The sequence below is a fragment of the Paenibacillus sp. FSL H7-0714 genome (genome assembly GCF_038003765.1).
GTDB lineage: Bacteria > Bacillota > Bacilli > Paenibacillales > Paenibacillaceae > Paenibacillus_AQ.
The window spans coordinates 5,848,168-5,866,500 of the sequence record NZ_JBBOPT010000001.1; the positions used below are offsets into that span (position 1 = coordinate 5,848,168).

The 18,333-nt window shown below is 46.3% G+C and carries 15 protein-coding genes and 1 pseudogene; 7 read left to right on the top strand and 9 right to left on the bottom strand.

Features of this window, described 5'->3' with window-relative positions; all coding sequences use genetic code 11:
- The first annotated feature begins 14 nt into the window (after positions 1 to 14).
- Both NST34_RS26235 and NST34_RS26240 read left to right on the top strand, forming a co-directional pair.
- A complete protein-coding gene (locus NST34_RS26235; protein WP_042130723.1) occupies positions 15 to 899 on the top strand; it encodes a carbohydrate ABC transporter permease in 885 nt (294 codons plus the stop codon).
- 25 nt (positions 900 to 924) lie between these two features.
- A complete protein-coding gene (locus NST34_RS26240) occupies positions 925 to 1,815 on the top strand; it encodes a carbohydrate ABC transporter permease (protein WP_081393202.1) in 891 nt (296 codons plus the stop codon).
- A gap of 73 nt (positions 1,816 to 1,888) precedes the next feature.
- Here NST34_RS26240 and NST34_RS26245 read toward each other — a convergent pair whose 3' ends face one another.
- Entirely contained in the window at positions 1,889 to 5,146 is a 3,258-nt protein-coding gene (locus NST34_RS26245) for a beta strand repeat-containing protein (protein WP_341129074.1), read from the bottom strand.
- 563 nt (positions 5,147 to 5,709) lie between these two features.
- Here NST34_RS26245 and NST34_RS26250 point away from each other — a divergent pair.
- Positions 5,710 to 6,531: a TerC family protein gene (locus tag NST34_RS26250; protein ID WP_341059628.1), complete on the top strand. Its 822-nt coding sequence runs from the start codon at positions 5,710 to 5,712 to the stop codon at positions 6,529 to 6,531.
- A 160-nt stretch (positions 6,532 to 6,691) separates the two neighbouring features.
- Here the strand turns inward: NST34_RS26250 and NST34_RS26255 are convergent, their stop codons facing one another.
- Positions 6,692 to 9,061 (bottom strand): YcdB/YcdC domain-containing protein, encoded by a 2,370-nt coding sequence (locus tag NST34_RS26255; protein ID WP_341129075.1) that lies wholly within the window; start codon positions 9,059 to 9,061, stop codon positions 6,692 to 6,694.
- A gap of 235 nt (positions 9,062 to 9,296) precedes the next feature.
- Between NST34_RS26255 and NST34_RS26260 the strand changes: the two genes are divergently transcribed.
- Positions 9,297 to 10,178 carry a serine hydrolase domain-containing protein gene (locus NST34_RS26260; protein WP_341129597.1) on the top strand — a complete coding sequence of 294 codons (882 nt, stop codon included), beginning with the start codon at positions 9,297 to 9,299 and terminating at the stop codon, positions 10,176 to 10,178.
- A 100-nt stretch (positions 10,179 to 10,278) separates the two neighbouring features.
- Here NST34_RS26260 and NST34_RS26265 read toward each other — a convergent pair whose 3' ends face one another.
- From NST34_RS26265 to NST34_RS26285, 5 genes are all read right to left on the bottom strand, one after another.
- Positions 10,279 to 11,409 carry a low temperature requirement protein A gene (locus tag NST34_RS26265; protein ID WP_076300458.1) on the bottom strand — a complete coding sequence of 377 codons (1,131 nt, stop codon included), beginning with the start codon at positions 11,407 to 11,409 and terminating at the stop codon, positions 10,279 to 10,281.
- Between the two features lie 178 nt (positions 11,410 to 11,587).
- Positions 11,588 to 12,340: an ABC transporter permease gene (locus NST34_RS26270; RefSeq protein WP_042191349.1), complete on the bottom strand. Its 753-nt coding sequence runs from the start codon at positions 12,338 to 12,340 to the stop codon at positions 11,588 to 11,590.
- Complete coding sequence (locus tag NST34_RS26275) at positions 12,334 to 13,110, bottom strand: ABC transporter ATP-binding protein (protein WP_341129076.1); 777 nt, start codon at positions 13,108 to 13,110, stop codon at positions 12,334 to 12,336. The genes NST34_RS26270 and NST34_RS26275 overlap by 7 nt, the downstream gene beginning before the upstream one ends.
- A complete protein-coding gene (locus tag NST34_RS26280; RefSeq protein ID WP_339243355.1) occupies positions 13,091 to 14,083 on the bottom strand; it encodes an ABC transporter substrate-binding protein in 993 nt (330 codons plus the stop codon). The genes NST34_RS26275 and NST34_RS26280 overlap by 20 nt, the downstream gene beginning before the upstream one ends.
- A 244-nt stretch (positions 14,084 to 14,327) precedes the next feature.
- A complete protein-coding gene (locus NST34_RS26285; RefSeq protein ID WP_076300456.1) occupies positions 14,328 to 15,725 on the bottom strand; it encodes an aminotransferase-like domain-containing protein in 1,398 nt (465 codons plus the stop codon).
- Between the two features lie 102 nt (positions 15,726 to 15,827).
- On the opposite strand from NST34_RS26285, the gene NST34_RS26290 reads away from it, so the two are divergent.
- The 3 genes from NST34_RS26290 (at position 15,828) to NST34_RS26300 (ending at position 17,363) form a co-directional block, all read left to right on the top strand.
- The gene (locus NST34_RS26290) at positions 15,828 to 16,538 is read left to right on the top strand and encodes an AzlC family ABC transporter permease (RefSeq protein WP_076286038.1); all 711 of its coding nucleotides are present in this window, start codon (positions 15,828 to 15,830) and stop codon (positions 16,536 to 16,538) included.
- Positions 16,535 to 16,861, top strand: a complete 327-nt coding sequence (locus NST34_RS26295; RefSeq protein WP_042191355.1) for a branched-chain amino acid transporter permease — start codon at positions 16,535 to 16,537, stop codon at positions 16,859 to 16,861. Before NST34_RS26290 ends, NST34_RS26295 begins: the two co-directional genes overlap by 4 nt.
- 292 nt (positions 16,862 to 17,153) lie before the next feature.
- On the top strand, positions 17,154 to 17,363 hold the full coding sequence (locus tag NST34_RS26300) for a hypothetical protein (protein WP_081383030.1): 210 nt from the start codon (positions 17,154 to 17,156) through the stop codon (positions 17,361 to 17,363).
- Positions 17,364 to 17,469: 106 nt separating this feature from the next.
- Here NST34_RS26300 and NST34_RS26305 read toward each other — a convergent pair.
- A pseudogene (locus tag NST34_RS26305) lies at positions 17,470 to 17,614 on the bottom strand (LuxR C-terminal-related transcriptional regulator); the annotation flags it as partial.
- 2 nt (positions 17,615 to 17,616) lie between these two features.
- Positions 17,617 to 18,330 carry a GntR family transcriptional regulator gene (locus NST34_RS26310; protein WP_341129077.1) on the bottom strand — a complete coding sequence of 238 codons (714 nt, stop codon included), beginning with the start codon at positions 18,328 to 18,330 and terminating at the stop codon, positions 17,617 to 17,619.
- Positions 18,331 to 18,333 lie beyond the last annotated feature (3 nt).

Sequence of the window (18,333 nt, forward strand, 5' to 3'; positions counted from 1 at the left end):
GGACGGAGATTTCCATGCACAGAGTGTTAAGCGACAAAAAAGCGATATTTCTACTCATCGCACCCGGGTTATTCCTGTTTGCTTTTATGATTTGCATCCCTATCTTCATGAGCGCTTATTACGGCTCTACAGACTGGGGCGGAATCGGCAAGTACAATTTTATTGGCTTTGATAACTATCGCGAAATCCTATTTCATGACAAAGTATTCTGGACCTCGCTGGGCAATGCCCTGTTACTAACCGCTGCCACTGTATTCTTACAGCATCCCTTTGCTATTCTCATAGGGATATTCCTGACCAATTCCGGTAAATACGAAAAAATATTCCGGACGATCTTTTTTATCCCCGCGGTAATTTCTGTTGTAGTTACAGCCAAGCTGTGGAGCGGGATTTTCCATCCCAATTACGGATTGCTCAACAAGTTGCTAAGTGGCGTGGGGCTGGATTCACTCACACATGATTGGCTTGGAGATCCGAAGACAGCGATCTGGTGCATCATCATCGTTGTAATGTGGCAAGGCTTTGGATACGCACTGCTGCTGTATTATTCAGGTCTGCAAGGCATTCCAAGTGATCTAAGCGAAGCCGCAAAGATCGATGGCGCAAACAACTATACCCTCTACACACGCATCATCATCCCGTTGCTTTCGCCTATGATGCGAGTTGCCATTATCATCGCGGTTACAACCTGTCTTAAGCAAATGGAAACCGTGTTCTTAATGACCAACGGTGGCCCGGCTAATAGCACGCAATTCTTAGGAAACTACCTTTACAAAACCGCCTTCTCATCGTCGCTATACGGCTACGGTAATGCCATATCCATCCTATTCATTGTGTTCTGCCTTGTACTGACCGTAATACTCAACAAGGTTCTGAAGAAAGATATCGGAGAGTTTTAGAATCCCTGTAACCGGAGGAAATCATATGAATAATTCATTAGCACCTGCCGCTTCGCCCCTCAATCTGAAGCTTCATAAACAGAAGCGCAGTAAACCTACAACTGGCAAAATCCTAATGATGGTGTTTCTTTGTCTCATTGCTTTGATTCAGTTATTTCCGCTCATCTGGCTGATCGATTACTCCCTGCTAAAGAGTGGTGATTTTTTCGGAAGCTCTTTTCTGAAATGGCCATCCCCTCCGCAATGGGAGAATTATAGAAACGCTTTTACCTATGGGCGTGTACCACGCTATTTTGCCAACAGTCTTATCATTACAGTAATTACCGTTGCGCTGTCCGCACTAGTGTCACTGATGATGGGGTATGCGTTCACCCGTATGAAATGGAAGCTAAGTGGTATCGTGTTGTCACTTATCATGATGGGCATGATCATCCCCATTCACGCGACACTGCTGCCGAACTTTATTCTGTTTAACAAGCTCGGAATGCTGAACAATATGTACACACTGATTCTGCCTTATTCGGCTATTGTCATCCCAATGAGTGTACTCATCATGACTGGTTTTCTAGAGACCATCCCTCGTGCGATTGAAGAGTCGGCGGTTATCGATGGCTGCGGCATTTACGGTGTGATCTTCCGCATCATCTTCCCTATTACGAAACCCGCATTAGCTACCATCTGTGTACTCAATTTCATCAGCACATGGAATGAATTTATTATGGCGAACACCTTCCTCACCTCGGAGGATCTCAAAACCATTCCGTTCTCCATTATGAAATTCGCCGGAGAATACTCGTCCAACTACGGTGCTCAGTTTGCTGTTATGACGATCATTGCGATCCCAACCATCCTGATCTATCTGCTCTTCACAGAACAGATGACAAAAGGAATTACCGCCGGGGCGGTTAAGGGCTAACACAAAAAGCGTGGAGAACTCTAATAGAGTCCTGCACGCTTTTTTAATGCTGAAGAATCTATTTCTTTGTTGCCTAGCTTAATTGCTTTAAAACTATAGAAGCATTGACGTTTGCCTGAGTGCCTCCCGCCAATGTCTGTAAAGTAACTGCAGCAGCTGAACTATGATTTCTCAGCGTAAGAACATCGCCCGATGAGAGAGCGAGTATCGCCTGCCCATTAGTTTGCTGAGTGCCAGCACCTGAACCATATACCGTACCTGCAGCCTCGGCGCCATTTAAGAATAATGCGAATTGATTGGGTTCCACACCTGAAACTGAAAAATCAACCTCATAATTACCCGTATTAGTAACCGAGATTGTAGTGGTCCCAGGGGCATGTGTAATTCCAGGTGTTAGAAGTCCATTTGTATCAAAAGAGACATCCGCCTCTATTGGAACCACCTGAGCCCCTAAATTATAAACATACCCGAACTGAGCTATTCCGCCTGGGGCACCTGTAGCTCCAGTGGCTCCGGCTACTCCTGCCGGACCCGTCGTTCCCGTGGCTCCGGCTGCTCCCGCGGGACCCGTCGTTCCCGTGGCTCCGGCTGCTCCGGCGGGGCCCGTCGTTCCCGTGGCTCCGGCTGCTCCGGCGGGGCCCGTCGTTCCCGTGGCTCCGGCTGCTCCGGCGGGGCCCGTTGCTCCCGTGACTCCGGCTGCTCCGGCGGGGCCCGTTGCTCCCGTGACTCCGTCTGCTCCGGCGGGGCCCGTCGTTCCCGTGGCTCCAGCTACTCCGGTGGAGCCCGTCGTTCCCGTGGCTCCAGCTACTCCAGCTGGGCCCGTTGCTCCCGTGACTCCGGCTACTCCAGCGGGACCCGTCGTCCCCGTGGCTCCGGCTGCTCCGGCAGGGCCCGTCGTTCCCGTGGCTCCAGCTACTCCAGTGGGGCCCGTCGTTCCCGTGGCTCCCGCTTGGCCCGTTGCTCCCGTGACTCCTGCTACTCCAGCGGGTCCGACATCTCCCGCGGGACCTGTTGCTCCCGTGACTCCGGCTACTCCAGCTGGACCCGTCGTTCCCGTGGCTCCCGCTTGGCCCGTTGCTCCCGTGACTCCAGCTACTCCTGCCGCACCCGTCGTTCCTGTGACTCCGGCTACTCCGGCGGGACCCGTCGTTCCCGTGGCTCCGGCTACTCCGGCGGGACCCGTCGTTCCCGTGGCTCCGGCTACTCCCGTGGAGCCTGTCGTTCCTGTGGCTCCCGCTATTCCCGCGGGCCCCGCCGTTCCCGTGGCTCCCACTGCTCCAGCTGGACCCGTCGTTCCCGTGACTCCAGCTACTCCAGCTGGACCCGTCGTTCCCGTGGCTCCCGCTGCTCCGGCGGGGCCCGTCGTTCCCGTGATTCCCGCTACTCCCGCGGGCCCCGTCGTCCCCGTGGCTCCCGCTACTCCAGCTGGACCCGTCGTTCCAGTGACTCCCACTGCTCCAGCTGGGCCGGTCGTTCCCGTGACTCCAGCTACTCCCGCGGGGCCCGTCGTTCCCGTGGCTCCAGCTACTCCCGCGGGGCCCGTCGTTCCCGTGGCTCCAGCTACTCCCGCGGGGCCTGTTGCTCCCGTGACTCCGGCTACTCCAGCTGGACCCGTCGTTCCAGTGGCTCCGGCGGGTCCCGTCGCTCCCGTGACTCCAGCTACTCCTGCCGCACCCGTCGTTCCTGTGACTCCGGCTACTCCGGCGGGACCCGTCGTTCCCGTGGCTCCCGCTGCTCCCGCTTGGCCCGTCGTTCCCGTGACTCCTGCTACTCCTGTCGGACCCGTCGTTCCAGTGGCTCCCACTGCTCCAGCTGGGCCCGTCGTTCCAGTGACTCCGGCTACTCCTGTCGGACCCGTCGTTCCCGTGACTCCCACTGCTCCAGCTGGACCCGTCGTTCCCGTGGCTCCCGCTACTCCGGCGGGGCCCGTCGCTCCCGTAGCTCCCACTGCTCCAGCTGGGCCCGTCGTTCCAGTGGCTCCCGCTACTCCCGCGGGCCCCGTCGTTCCCGTGGCTCCCACTGCTCCAGCTGGGCCTGTCGTTCCCGTGGCTCCCACTACTCCCGCTTGGCCCGTCGTTCCCGTGACTCCAGCTGCTCCGGCAGGGCCCGTCGTCCCCGTGGCTCCTGCTATTCCAGCGGGGCCCGTCGTTCCCGTGACTCCAGCTGCTCCCGTGGAGCCTGTCGTTCCCGTGACTCCAGCTACTCCCGCGGGGCCCGTCGTTCCCGTGGCTCCCACTGCTCCAGCGGGGCCCGTCGTTCCCGTGACTCCAGCTGCTCCCGTGGAGCCTGTCGTTCCCGTGACTCCAGCTGCTCCCGTGGAGCCTGTCGTTCCCGTGACTCCAGCTACTCCAGCTGGACCCGTTGCTCCCGTGACTCCGGCTACTCCCGCGGGACCCGTCGTCCCCGTGGCTCCGGCTACTCCCGCGGGACCCGTCGTCCCCGTGGCTCCAGCTACTCCCGCGGGGCCTGTCGTTCCCGTGACTCCAGCTACTCCCGCGGGACCCGCCGTTCCAGTGGCTCCGGTTGCTCCCGCGGAACCCGTCGTTCCAGTGACTCCGGCTACTCCGGTCGGACCCGTCGTTCCTGTGACTCCAGCTACTCCTGCCGGGCCCGTCGTTCCCGTGATTCCCGCTACTCCGGCGGGGCCCGTCGTTCCCATGGCTCCCGCTACTCCCGCGGGGCCCGTCGTTCCCGTGGCTCCAGCTGCTCCCGTGGAGCCTGTCGTTCCCGTGATTCCCGCTACTCCGGCGGGACCCGTCGTCCCCGTGTCTCCCGCTACTCCAGCGGGGCCCGTCTTTCCCGAGGCTCCAGCTGCTCCCGTGGAGCCTGTCGTTCCCGTGGCTCCAGCTGCTCCCGTGGAGCCTGTCGTTCCCGTGATTCCCGCTACTCCGGCGGGACCCGTCGTCCCCGTGTCTCCCGCTACTCCAGCGGGGCCCGTCGTTCCCGTGACTCCCACTACTCCCGCTGGGCCCGTCGTTCCAGTGACTCCAGCTACTCCCGCGGGGCCCGCCGTTCCCGTGGCTCCGGTTGCTCCAGCGGGGCCCGTCGCTCCCGTGGCTCCCGCTACTCCGGCGGAGCCCGTCGTTCCCGGGACTCCAGCTGTTCCTGCGGGACCCGTCGTTCCCGTGACTCCGGTAGGGCCCGTTACTCCAGCGGGGCCCGTTGCTCCAGTGATGCCGCGGGTGCGATTATTAGCACATTTCTTTTTGATGATTTTTCGCTTACAACAATAGTTCTTTGAAGAACATTTTTTAACCAAATGATATTTTCTTTTTGACGGAGAATCATTTTTTTTGCAGCTTTTCTTAGACATATGATTGGAATGGCCCATTTTTAGCACCTCCACGAAAACCTAATGTATACTACTCCAATTACCTATAGGAGAACATAGATATTCGTCTAGTAAGTGCCCTTTTATTTGTTATTTAAATAAACTTCTTCATTGATTATCAGCATAGATTAACAGACATACATGTACTTTTAATCTCCCTCTCAGAAAAATTAAACTCTCCTATTCGTAGCAATGCAATCCAGATTTACAGCCTCCAACATTCCCTTACTATCAACTCTTATTCCTCCAACATTTTATTGACATTAACTTTCAACTCGTATATGATCTCCTTAGGCAAAATCACAATGAATTAAATCAAAAATTTAATATATCCCGTAAAGGGGAGTAGCTGTTAAATAAAGTCGTCAATACGAGAATATGAGGATATTCTCCGGCTTTATTGGCAATTCAACATTGTTAGCGAGACCTTTACCAATCAGGTTAGACCTTTATTCCAAAGGCTAATCTGTTTGGTAAAGGTCTTTTTTATATAAAATTGGTTAAAATGGTAAGGTAAGTATCTTTTAGTAGATATTTGCATAAGAAAAGGGAGGACAACAGTAATGGATTGGGGATTATTATTAGAGTACGGCTGGGTATTACTAGTTCTTGTAGCACTTGAAGGACTACTAGCCGCAGATAACGCACTGGTATTGGCAATTATGGTTAAACACCTTCCTGATGAGGAAAGAAAAAAAGCACTATTCTACGGATTAGCCGGAGCCTTCGTGTTCCGCTTCGGTTCACTATTTGTCATCTCTTACCTGGTTGATATTTGGCAAGTACAAGCCATCGGCGCACTTTATTTACTGTTTATCGCGGGGAACCATATCTTCCGAAAACTATTAATCAAGAAGCCCGTTACGGATGAAGCAGCTGAAAGCGGTACGGGCGGTGCAGTCAACAAAAAGAAATCCAGCTTTTGGTTTACTGTCTTTAAAGTAGAAGTTGCTGACATCGCCTTCGCGGTGGATTCCATCCTAGCCGCAGTTGCACTTGCGGTTGCACTACCTGCAAGTGGTCTTCCAAAAATCGGAGGCCTTGACGGTGGACAATTCCTCGTCATCTTTGCCGGCGGATTTATCGGATTGGTCATTATGCGTTTTGCAGCTTCCTTCTTCGTTAAGCTGCTGCACACCCGTCCAGGTCTTGAAATTGCAGCCTTCTTCATCGTAGGCTGGGTCGGCGTTAAGCTCGCAGTCATTACCTTGGCACACCCTTCACTTGGTGTTCTTTCCGAGGATTTCGCGCATAGTACCATTTGGAAGGTTACCTTCTATGTTGTACTCGTGCTCATCGCTGCAATCGGTTGGTTTATGAGCAGCAAGGTAGAAGAGAACGCTAACGAGAATCCAGTTAAAGAAGTAGATAAACAGCTCCAGTAATTGTATTTGAATAGCAAAAACAAATATAACCCGAAAGACACAACCCTTCTGTAAAGGTGTTTGTCTTTCGGGTTGTTTTCTTTTACTCCCTATTTTGCTCCTCATACAGAAAAGCCTGCTTCCACCATCAAATGGGAAGCAGGCTCTGCATTATATATTCTTATTGACCAATGATCTGATCAGTCTTACCTTGCAGTTCCACTAGCTTCATAATCACCGTAGCCGCCAGTGCTTTCGTTACCGTCTGCTGCGGATTAAACTTGCCGTTGTCATCCTTTAGGATTCCCAATTTCACAACAAGAGCCACTGCACCCTTATTGTTTATAGATGCACTATCACTGAACTGACTTACCGTTACATCTTTATCAAGATAGGCTGTGAGTTTGTTGTATTTCAAAAAATTAGCCAGCTGAACAGCAAGCTGTTCCCGGGTTAACTTACTATCAATTTGCAGGCTTTGATCCTTGTTGATCCACTTACGATCTGCTGCATAAGTAACAACATCATAATATGAATTCTCAGGCTTCACACCTGCCACAGTTTTCCGTTCATTATTAGCAATATAACTGCTGAAATTCGGATTAGAAGCCTTGGCAAGATAGGTTAACCAATCGCCAACTGTTATTTCTTGATCTGGGTTTACTTTACCATCGGCATCCGGAGTAATCACATGATATTTTACTAATTCTGATAAGGGTTGTTCTGCTGCATGACCTTTGATATCCGTTGCAGATATTTGAGCATCTTGCTGACCGAGGTAATCATAGACCGCTACCCATTTTCCAGTGGCTGCATCTAAAACCTGATATAATCCATTAGATTCATCAAAAGTTGTATCATATACCAGCTTCACCTTTGGCGCGGCATAGCTATTATAACTATAGTATCCACCAACCTGAGTATACTTCAGCTTAGTCTGATATTTAGGTTTATAACTTTCGAGCGCTTCCTTCTTGGAAATTGTTGCATCAGGAGATAATGTGATTTCATCGATACCGTTTATCCGATTCCCCATGTAAGAAATCAGTCTGCCGTAAAGATCCAAGCTAACCGTAAGGGTACTGTCACTCACAGGAATGCCTTGATGAACTCTAATAAACTGATATCTAAATCCTGATCCGTCTGAAGTAACGTTTGAGTTATCTCCATATTCTACAAGTTTTAGCTTCTGACTCGCCTGAGGATATAGGCTATTTATTATACTAAGTGCTTTAGTCTTAGCTTCGGCCTCACTAAGCTTCTTCCCTCCAGCAGGGGCTGCCTCTTCCTTCTTCTTATCCTGAGCAGCACCATAAGCTTGAACCTGGTACTGTAATATTTCACCGGTCTTTGCATCGATCTCGGCAGAGGATTGTTCTGGAAAGCCAGCCCCAATGTAGCGTTCATTTCCACTAGCCCCACCCCAGTATAACTGCCAGATCTTCCGATCTGTATCCTGATAGTCATTTCTCAAGCTTTGGGAGATCAATTTACGATCTGCTGGAATATATGCAACCTTCTTTACAAGCTGTTCCGCTTCTTTTGCAGTAAGCTCTGTAGTTGAAGTTCTTGCTTGAAAGACATCCTTGCTCTTTGCTACATCTGAATACACGACTGCGGTAGATACGGATTCTTTTCCTTCATAATCTATTCTCTTGCCTGTCAATGCATCGATAGGATATAGAGACTGATCCACTGGACGCCAGCCTAGAATCCAGTTGTTAGGTTTTCCGTTCTTATAAGTAGGAATGTAAAAAAGGCCTACATCAAACTGTTCCGCAAATTGCTTCTGTGCTTGCTCCAAGGTAATCTTCGGCTGTGCAGATGGATACTCAAGCCCTTGAGAAAACTTAGAGAATTGAATTACATTACCGTTGCCATCCACGGCTATATTAATGTTATCCGATCCAGAAGGAAGACCATTCTTCATGACACTGAAGTAATAGCTGTATTGAACAGGACCGAATAAAGAGTTCGAAAAATAATTATAAGCAGCATTCTCATTTAATTGCAGATCACTGCTCTTAACCGATGAGGCTGCCTTAGTCACAAAAGCCTTGGCGATCTCCAGTGCCTGAGTCTGCGATACTTTCGGTGGATAATAGGATTCGTTGTTCTCACGAGGGTATGAAATGTACGTATTGATGATATCTCCATTAATGGCATCTATCTCACTGCTAAAGCCATGTCCCATATTCCCCTCTTGAATCTGCCACTGAATATTCCAGATCATTTGATTTGTTGGAACGGGGTAGCTTTGGTTAGATCCCAGTTGAACATTGTTTACAGTTGCATCTTTTAGGGATGGGAATAATTCTCTTAGCTTCGCAACCGCTTGCTCCTGCGTGAATTTTACTTTTGTCGGATCAGCCTCGGAGGTCGTAGTAGTAGTCGGGGCTTGTGCGCTAACCTGTGTTACCGAAGTGTCGCTACTAACAGATGTAGAATCGGCTGCGGCCAAGCTTGGAGGTAACAATAACGCGAGTGCCACTGAAGTGATCAATACCGTTTTAGCTGTCTGATGAACAAAGTGAGTATTATTGCTTTTCAAAAGAATTCATCCTCCTCTAACACGTGATTCATAACATTATACAGATACCTCCTTATATTTTCCATATTTATTTAACGACAGGAAATTACAAGGTTTATGTAATGTATGCTATATAAGCTATAATGGTAGGCAGCTACAGCTTAATCATCTATGAAAGGGGGCCATTCACATCACTGATTGGAACCTTCAGCCGCTTATAGACGGTATTACTGGCCTAGAAATTCGCAGTTGTCTAATCGTTCAACATGGAAAGCCTATACTGGAGCATTATCGCGAGCCAGAAATCGCTAAGGAGCTAGGTAAAATTAACTCATGCACCAAAAGCGTGCTCTCCGCCTTAGTCAGCATAGCCATAGATAAACAAATCGTTCCGCCACCTGATACACCTATTTCTCTATTTTTCCCTTTATTAAAAGAGGATCAAGATCAACGAAAAAGAGAAATCACTATCCGTCACTTATTAACAATGACAGCAGGCTTTAACTGGACAGAATTTGGGGGGCAAAATTCCTTTCCGACTATGACTAGAACCGCAGACTGGATAAAGTTTGTGCTCGCCCAGCCGCTATCTCATAAGCCAGGCACTGAGATGAACTATAACTCCGGCTGCTCCCAGATTTTATCCGCTATCCTGCGTGAATGTTCTGGACAAGACGTTGCAGCATTTGCTGAAGATCAGCTATTTCAGCCGCTTGGCATCGAAAGCTATCGCTGGGACAGTGATCCACAAGGCATACATACTGGTGGGTTTGGCCTTTATATGATGCCTGAGGATATGCTGAAATTTGGTCTCCTTTATTTGCAAGAAGGGCGCTGGAAGGATCAACAGCTCATTCATTCGGGTACTGTTCAGAAGTCCACTCGCCCCTATGTCGCAGCCACGCTACCACAGAAGGGCTTCTACGGATGGCACTGGTGGGTATCATCATTCAATGCAGGTACGGAGCAGCAGCCAAAGGAGATCCCTTATTATTTTGCGCTTGGCTTCATGGGCCAGCATATTATTGTGGTTCCATCCTATGAGCTGGTTGCAGTCATTACTGCGGATAAATACAAGAAAGGCTCACCAGCTAATGTGTTCGGCCGATTTATCGTGCCAGCGCTTCTTGGGCAATAACGACAGGGGGATACCGCACACTCCCATTATGAAAGAAGGAAGCCGGGTTGCAATGACCCGGCTTCCTTCTTCAATTTATTCAGCTTCGATACAACGAAGCTCAAGTCGTTAATTTTGCATACACAGCAAAAAATAACACCATTTCTCCAATGATCAGGTAATTGGGTATAAGGAACAACAAATCTACTGCGAAAAAAACTCCAAGTATACCTAATAATAACGCCAAATGAAATATCCCTAACCGTTGCTGTATACGTCTATATTTATGGAAGACCAGTGAGGTAGAGAAGAAGTAGAGCAGGACCGATCCAAAAATAAAACATACCATAAATGTGTAATCTAATTGTTCTAAAAATAGCAGTTGGATTGAAGCTGCAATCATGCTTAAGGATACATAAATAAATAAATGCCCATAAATTATGGTTTGCCCGGCAGTCTCTATCGTTTTGTCCACTTTCTTTTCAACATTATCAAAGTATTGCCACCACATAGCTATAATTAATAGAAAAGTTAATAATGCAAATAAAATAGATTGCCACGTCCAGTGGCTAGACTGTAAGACTGCAAGTATACTGACCACAGATTCGCCAAGCAGAATAAGGGTAAACAACGAGAAACGTTCTAATAAATGATGAGTGTTTATCGGGCTTTTCACCAAGTATCTCCGACCGATTAATGGAAGCAAAATGTCTATAGTAATTCCTGTATACAAAACTACATAACGTATCCAAGAGTCAAAGAAAAGTGATAAAGCAGAGATCACTAATCCAATCCAAAAACGACTTCCCAGATAACGGGCAGTGTCCTTTCTATCAGCTGCTTCATTCTTATTTACCGTAAGATATTGAATGGCAGTCATAGCTCTTAAGCCAACATAACCGATTAGAAATGGCATATAGTATTGATCAAAGTTAACCGATAAGCTGGCCGTCATTATTAATACAAAAAATAATTGTAGAATCAGAAATATTCGGTGTGAAAAGATGTCCTGTCCAAACCGATTTACAAAAAGCGATTGTCCCACCCAGGCCCACCAGATCGGAATGAATATTAAGATAAATTTAGATAAATATTCAAGTGGAATTGTACCCGCTTCTACATGCAACAAGACATGACTCGCTTTTGAAACTGCAGCTACAAAAAGCAGATCATAAAATAGTTCCAGCCAGGTAACCTTCTTCTCAGCAAAGGATGCTGTGCTGTGCTCAAATCCCGATGTGCGCTTATTCATCGTTTTACTCCCTTAGTTTGGATGTGTATCCAATACAGTTTATCGAATACTTATCCATCTTAACCGAATTGATATACTAATTTGAAGCCCCTTTGTTTCCACTCTAAAATCACACAAAAAAAGCTCCCCCTTGCCTAAACTCGACAAAGGAAAGCTATAGTTATATCTCCAACTACATTTAATTCCGCCACTTCATAAACTTGTAATCAAGATAATCAACAAGTAAGAAGAGGACAAATCCCACCAAGCTGAACAGCATAATTCCCGCATACATCTCCGGATAATCCAGTCTTAACCAAGCATCCATAATGAAGAAGCCCATGCCATGCTCAGTTCCATAAATCTCAGTGAAAAAGAGTACAGATATCGCTGTTCCCAGTGAAATACGAATCGTACTCAGAATGACCGACAGTGCACCTGGCAGTGTCACATGCCAGAATTTCTGCACTGTACTTGCCCCTATACTCGTTAAGACATCATAGGTATTCTCAGGAATAGCCTTCACACCATCCCTAACGGAGATAATAATCTGGAACAAGAGAATCAGCATGATCATTAAGATTTTAGACGTTTCACCAAGCCCGAAGAACAGCATCACAACGGGAAGCAGGGCAATTTTGGGAACAGGATAGGTCAAGTAGACCACAGGGTCCAGCAGCTTATTCCAAGTCAGCGAACGTCCCATCAGAAGACCAATGAGCAGTCCAATGATTAATGCCAGCACTACACCTGCAAAAATTCTGAACAAGCTATACCCTACATTTAAAGCAATCTCCTGACCACCTAAGTGAAACATAGCGTTATATACCGCGAATGGACTCGGCAAAATCGAATGATTCATAAGCAAATAGGCAATATACCAAACCACATTCATACAAAAGAACACAAACAACAGTCTTATTATGTGATGAATCCGATTTTTTCTCACCATATCTCCTGCATTACCTTTCTGATTCGCTTAGTCTGCTCAAAGAAATCTACACTGTCCCGCTTATCTTCATGCTTCATCTGAAACACTAATTGATTATCGATCATTTCCGGAGCTTCTTTTTTATTAGACGGCATAACAATAATTTTCTGCCCCAGCAGAATAGCTTCTTCCACATCATGGGTAACAAATAAGGTAGTCGCCGGATGCGCTAACCAGTTATCCAAAAAGAGAATCTGTAGCGTTTCCCTAGTAATCGCATCCAGTGCGGAGAATGGCTCGTCCAGCAGTAAAATAGTGGGCAAAATGGCGAACGCTCTGGCGATTGCCACTCTTTGCTGCTGTCCTCCACTAAGAGAAAGAGGATAACGATCAGCTAAATCAGAGATTCCCATCGATGACAGCCACTGATTAATCTGATTCTCCCGTTCTTGCTTGGAAGTGCTCGCAGTATGCGAGATTTTCATCGCGATTTGAATATTATCATGTACAGTCTTCCATGGAAGAAGCCCGTAGTTTTGCGGTACCAGGCCGATCAGAGTTTCTTTATCATGCACGGATTTTTCATTAAAAAGAATTTGCCCCATATAGCTTGGCAGCAAGCCCGCAATCGCCCGTAATAAAGTTGATTTTCCGCTGCCAGAGGGTCCGATGATCGTGTAAATCCCATGTTCCGGTAAAGATAGATCCATCTTTCCTAAGGCCAGTTGACCTGTCTTGTACTCTACTTTAAGACCCTTAATGACGAGTCCCTTATTTTTTGAATTGGACATCAGAAATCACATCTTCAGCCGAGATATTTTTGCTAAGCAAACCTTTTTCCCGTGCCCATGCAAATGCGGCTTCTACTTCTTTCACATCCACTTGATTGGCAGGGACATAATCAGGTACCTTGATCTCATCTTTCAACGTTTCTGGATAACCAACTTCTTTGATCACAAGATCGATATATTCGGATTGATCATGAGATTTCATATACGCTACAGCCTCGTCATAAGCAGCATACATGTTGCGAATCGCATCTGCCTTAGCATCAATAGCGGTTTGTGGGAAAGCCAGTACAAATGGATTCACTCCCGCTGTATGCGTGGAGCTAAGCACGCGCAAACCTGAAGCTTTACCCATAGTTACAAATGGTTCAGGTAAAATAGCTGCATCCGCCTTATTGTTCTTAAGCAATTCTAAACGGGTAGGGATTTGTGGAACCTCAGTTACCGTAATATCATCTTCCGTTAAACCCGCTTGTTTCAGCATCATCGCCACAGTATATTGTGTGGAAGTGTTTTTGGACAAAATGACGGTTTTGCCTTTCAGATCCTTCACATCTTGGATGGCGTCATTCCCAGTCAATAAATCGAATTCACCAAAAGTTGTGCTAGTGATCTTCACATCCAGCCCGGCTTCATTGTAGATAGAAATTGCAACCAAATCAGCACTGATCCCCTCTAACTTGCCTGCTTGAAAGGCGACATCACGGTCTTTTGCACTCTTGAACGTTTGGATATCTAGGTTCACTCCATGCTTCTTATCAAAACCTTGCTCATGAGCAATTACAAAAGGAATCGCATCAATCGAAGGCAGTAAGCCAAGCGACAAAGTAACAGCTTCTTTTGAGGCCTCTGCTGCGTTACCCTCTGTCGATGCTGTATTCGTGTTATTCTTTGAACCACAACCTACTGCAAGTACAGCGACGACAACGACCATCATCGACAACATCAACATTCTTTTTAATGCTTTTTTCTTCATAAAACTCTCCTACCTCCATTAATCTTTCTATAGTAGACATGCCCCTATTCTTTGCAATCTGCAAAAGAGCATGCAAAAAGCCCTTAAGCTGTTCCAGAACGCTTCAGGTAGTGTAATTTTACATCAGTCATCACAGCTTGTATATTCATAAATTTAAATAGTTATATTTATCACATACTAAGATGCAAAAAATCCGAATCAGCCCACAGAGAATCTCTCTGTAAGCTGAGCTTTCAGACATATCCTAGTCTAAGGACATATGTTGCTTCAGAATCTTCAGTCCAGTGTCCAGCTCATCCAATGAGGATGACGACGATAAGGCTACACGTACATACTTGTCCGGTGTGCTGGCACCACTAAGAAACCAATCGGAATGGAATATTCGAACGCCTTGTTGTAACAGTTCTGACTCCAGTTCAGCGGCTGTACGGTATCCTGATAAGGGAATCCATTTAAAAAAACTTAAGGGGTGCCCTTCTGCTGCTGTTTGTGGAAAATATGTCGAAAATAGCTTGTTCGCAGCTTGGACCAGTTCTTTTTTATATGCGACAATCTCAGCAGCACTACCCGATACAATAAGCTCAGAAATAATCTCGGCATCTAGGGAGGATGTCTTCACATTAATATTGAAAATAGCCCGCTCAATTCTCTCTTTGAATTTCTCTCCAAATACGATATAAGCGATCCTAAGTCCAGAGCAAATAGATTTTGTCGTACTGCTAATATAGATGGTCTGATCAGGAAGCAATGAGTACATCGGTTGTTTGTATTCTTCTAAATGACCTGCCGTTAAGAACGCATGAATATCATCTTCTATGAGCAGCAAGTTATGTTTCTGGATAACGTTAGCAATTTCACGCTTCCGCCCATCAGTCATCATAACGGTTGTAGGATTTGTACAAGAAGGCATCAGGAATATACCACGTATATCCAGCAGCTGGCACTGGTTATCCAGCACTTGTGGTAGCATTCCAGAGGCATCGCCTGGAATCGGAACAAGCTGAATACGATACATTCGGGCAAGCTCAATAAAATTAGAATAGGTGAATACATCAACGGCAATCCGTTGTCCAGGTTCGAAGAGAGCAAATAACGTAATGACCAACGCATTCAGGCCACCGGATGCAATTGCGATGTTATTGATATTTGCCTGTATTCCAAATGCTTGCATCCATGATAGGCCTGCCAGTTTATGATGTGGCATTCCTGTAGGATCATTGTAATTTAATAGTTCCTCTATATTGCCTCTATGCATAACCCTTCTTGCGACCTGAGCTACGATCGAGTTACTCTGCTCAAACGAAGCAACAAGCCCCAGATCAATACAGTCATGAGAAATTTTGTCCTTCGATATTGCTATCGAGCGCGTTGCATTCGTTGCCACAAAGGTACCACTTCCTGTAATAGCATAGATGAGTCCTTTAGCTTCGCATAGCTTATAAGCGCGTGTAATTGTTGTGAAATTAACATCTAAAAAATCCGCTAGCTCACGTTGAGGGGGAAGCTTCGTTCCGGGTACCAAAAGACCGCTAGCTATATCTTGTTCAAGTAATGAGGCTATGGAATGATAGATCGGACGCTTCAGCGTATGTCTGTCAGGTCGCCACGACATCGGGTAATTAACAAAAGAATTGATCGGCATATTGTCCTCCCACAAAATTGTAATCCATACAATTATACCGTTGATTGTATGGATTCGCACTGCTACAATGACATGGACATAAGCTAAGGGGTTGTAAGTAACATGCGTAACAATAACAAACTTTATGTAGCATTCCGCACCGCGGCTCCTGCTACCTTTCCCATTCTTGCCGCTTTTTTATTTTTGGGGATCGCCTACGGAATTTACATGAATGTATCAGGGTTTCATGTGATCTATACCTTTCTAATGAGCTCGCTTATTTATGCTGGATCGGTGGAATTTCTAACGGTTCACTTGTTATTAGGTGCTTATCATCCATTAAGTGCATTATTGTTTGCTTTAATGGTTAATGCACGACATCTATTTTATGGCATATCTATGCTGGAGAAGTTTAAAGGTACGGGGCTGAAGAAGCTTTATTTGATTTTTGGTCTCTGTGATGAATCATTCACCATCAATTATTCCGCGAAGATCCCTGAAGGAGTGGATCGCGGTTGGTATATGTTCTTCGTCACGCTGCTAAATCATTGCTATTGGGTCGTAGGCGCTTGTATCGGGGGAGTATTCGGATCGATTTTTCACATGAATATGGAAGGTCTCGAATTTGTGATGACAGCACTATTCGTTGTTATCTTTATTGAGCAATGGAAGAGTGGATCGACCCATAGAAGTGCTCTAGTAGGCGTTGTTATCTCCATACTGTGCCTTATCATATTTGGACGTGACAGCTTCATGATCCCCGCAATGATCCTAATTATTGCAGCACTTACGATCACTCGTAAACAACAGGAACCGGTAGGTGAAACCGCATGACGATGTCTACTTTTCAGCAGATCATTACAATTGCCATGGTTGTGCTAGGCACGATGATGACACGTTTTATTCCGTTCATTATTTTCCCACCGGGACGTCCAACCCCAAAGTACATTCAATACCTAGGTAGAGTTCTTCCATCAGCAACGATTGGACTCCTTGTTATTTATAGCCTAAAGAACACTAACGTATTGTCCGGTAATCACGGATTACCGGAGCTAATATCCGTCGCAATCGTCGCGTTGCTTCATCTCTGGCGAAGAAATATGCTATTATCCATAGCATTCGGTACAATCGCTTATATGGTATTGATTCAGATATAAGAAATTTATGTAGGTCTTATCAACCGTACAGTACCATATAACTAAAATTATAACATTAACTTCCATTATTTATCGATCATTCAAGAATACGATAATCCGCAAGAAGCTTGTAGCGGCTACAAAAAACTACACAAGCTTCATCCGACGCGTGAGTTGTATGTATTTCATACGAGCAGAAACGACGTTGAGGTTATAGAAGAATTTTTTTAGGAGTGCGGCAACCGTCTTTGATACCGATGCATTAGCTGTAATAGGCATCCATGTTGATTTTATTAATGGACGAGCAAAACGAATGTATGGGGTTGGGGGGACTAGCGAAATTTGCTATGAGCAGCAGATTCCTGACATACTCATTGAACTTATTACTTTGACTGATTTACCAATTCAGCTTGGTTCGATACAAGAGCCTTATGGCTTTGATGGAATTGTTGGTATTGATTTTATGATAAGAGCTAAATGCAAGGTTGATTTTGACACCATGAATATCGATCTTAAACACTAAACCAAGCGATAACATCCATCAGTGGACAGCAATCGCTTGGTTTTAGTTTTCCTCTACAACAAAAAACCTCCCCACACCCGTAAAGGTGGAGAAGGTATAAATGCGTCACTTTTAGCTCCCCAAGCCTAATCAGCTCGACAACCGCTTGTGAACGGCCTTTAACTTTCAATTTCTGCATTATGTTGGAGATGTGATTGCGTATGGTTTTCTTGCTAATGAATCATTGACCAAGCGATATCACGAGTCGTTTTAACTACACCTCATAGTTCACTACATAATTCTGCAGCTCTGTATTGTAAAAGCCTACACTATACTCAGTTACCTTGCCCAGCTCATCATAAGAATAACGAGTTCGCTTCAGCAAGGGACACTTCTTATCAAGGAGCAATATCTCCTCTACATCAGGCGGAGGAACGGCAATGGAAAATTCATCACGCAGTTTCTCTAAGGAAACGCTCCGCTCTTCAAGCAGTTCATACAAGGACTGGGCATTTAAGTCCAGTAGATCCAAATCATCCATACCATTTACTAAATAATGCGTGTAATGAACGTATGGAATATCATTGAGACTATATATGCGTTCCAAGCGTATACAACGTTCGCCGAATAAACGAAAGGCTTCGCTTTCGACTTCATTATATACTCGCTCCGCCTTCAGCCATTGCTTCCGAATTTGGTGCCCTTCATCCACTAGAATTTCCGTGAATTTTTTCCACTTGGACAGCTTGGATGATGAGGTATTACGGATCACCTTCGTCCCCTTGCCGCTCCCCTTTTCCAGAAATCCTTCTTGGACGAGCTCCTGAATGGCACCGCGTACAGTGATCTTGCTGACATTGAATTCCTGCTCTAGCTGAGGCTCGGAAGGAATATTCAATCCAATAGGATAGACTCCGTGTAGAATCCGATCCTTTATAATATTTGCAATTTGCATATATAAGGGCTTATCTTTTCGGGACAAACTCAAGAG

What these genes read in the sequence shown, in the direction of transcription:
- NST34_RS26280 (WP_339243355.1), bottom strand. Translation starts at nt 14,083, where the DNA reads ATGAAGAAAAAAGCATTAAAAAGAATGTTGATGTTGTCGATGATGGTC.
- NST34_RS26245 (WP_341129074.1), bottom strand. Translation starts at nt 5,146, where the DNA reads ATGGGCCATTCCAATCATATGTCTAAGAAAAGCTGCAAAAAAAATGAT.
- NST34_RS26270 (WP_042191349.1), bottom strand. Translation starts at nt 12,340, where the DNA reads ATGGTGAGAAAAAATCGGATTCATCACATAATAAGACTGTTGTTTGTG.
- NST34_RS26235 (WP_042130723.1), top strand. Translation starts at nt 15, where the DNA reads ATGCACAGAGTGTTAAGCGACAAAAAAGCGATATTTCTACTCATCGCA.
- NST34_RS26295 (WP_042191355.1), top strand. Translation starts at nt 16,535, where the DNA reads ATGACGATGTCTACTTTTCAGCAGATCATTACAATTGCCATGGTTGTG.
- NST34_RS26300 (WP_081383030.1), top strand. Translation starts at nt 17,154, where the DNA reads ATGTATGGGGTTGGGGGGACTAGCGAAATTTGCTATGAGCAGCAGATT.
- NST34_RS26275 (WP_341129076.1), bottom strand. Translation starts at nt 13,110, where the DNA reads ATGTCCAATTCAAAAAATAAGGGACTCGTCATTAAGGGTCTTAAAGTA.
- NST34_RS26240 (WP_081393202.1), top strand. Translation starts at nt 925, where the DNA reads ATGAATAATTCATTAGCACCTGCCGCTTCGCCCCTCAATCTGAAGCTT.
- NST34_RS26285 (WP_076300456.1), bottom strand. Translation starts at nt 15,725, where the DNA reads ATGCCGATCAATTCTTTTGTTAATTACCCGATGTCGTGGCGACCTGAC.
- NST34_RS26290 (WP_076286038.1), top strand. Translation starts at nt 15,828, where the DNA reads ATGCGTAACAATAACAAACTTTATGTAGCATTCCGCACCGCGGCTCCT.
- NST34_RS26265 (WP_076300458.1), bottom strand. Translation starts at nt 11,409, where the DNA reads ATGAATAAGCGCACATCGGGATTTGAGCACAGCACAGCATCCTTTGCT.
- NST34_RS26250 (WP_341059628.1), top strand. Translation starts at nt 5,710, where the DNA reads ATGGATTGGGGATTATTATTAGAGTACGGCTGGGTATTACTAGTTCTT.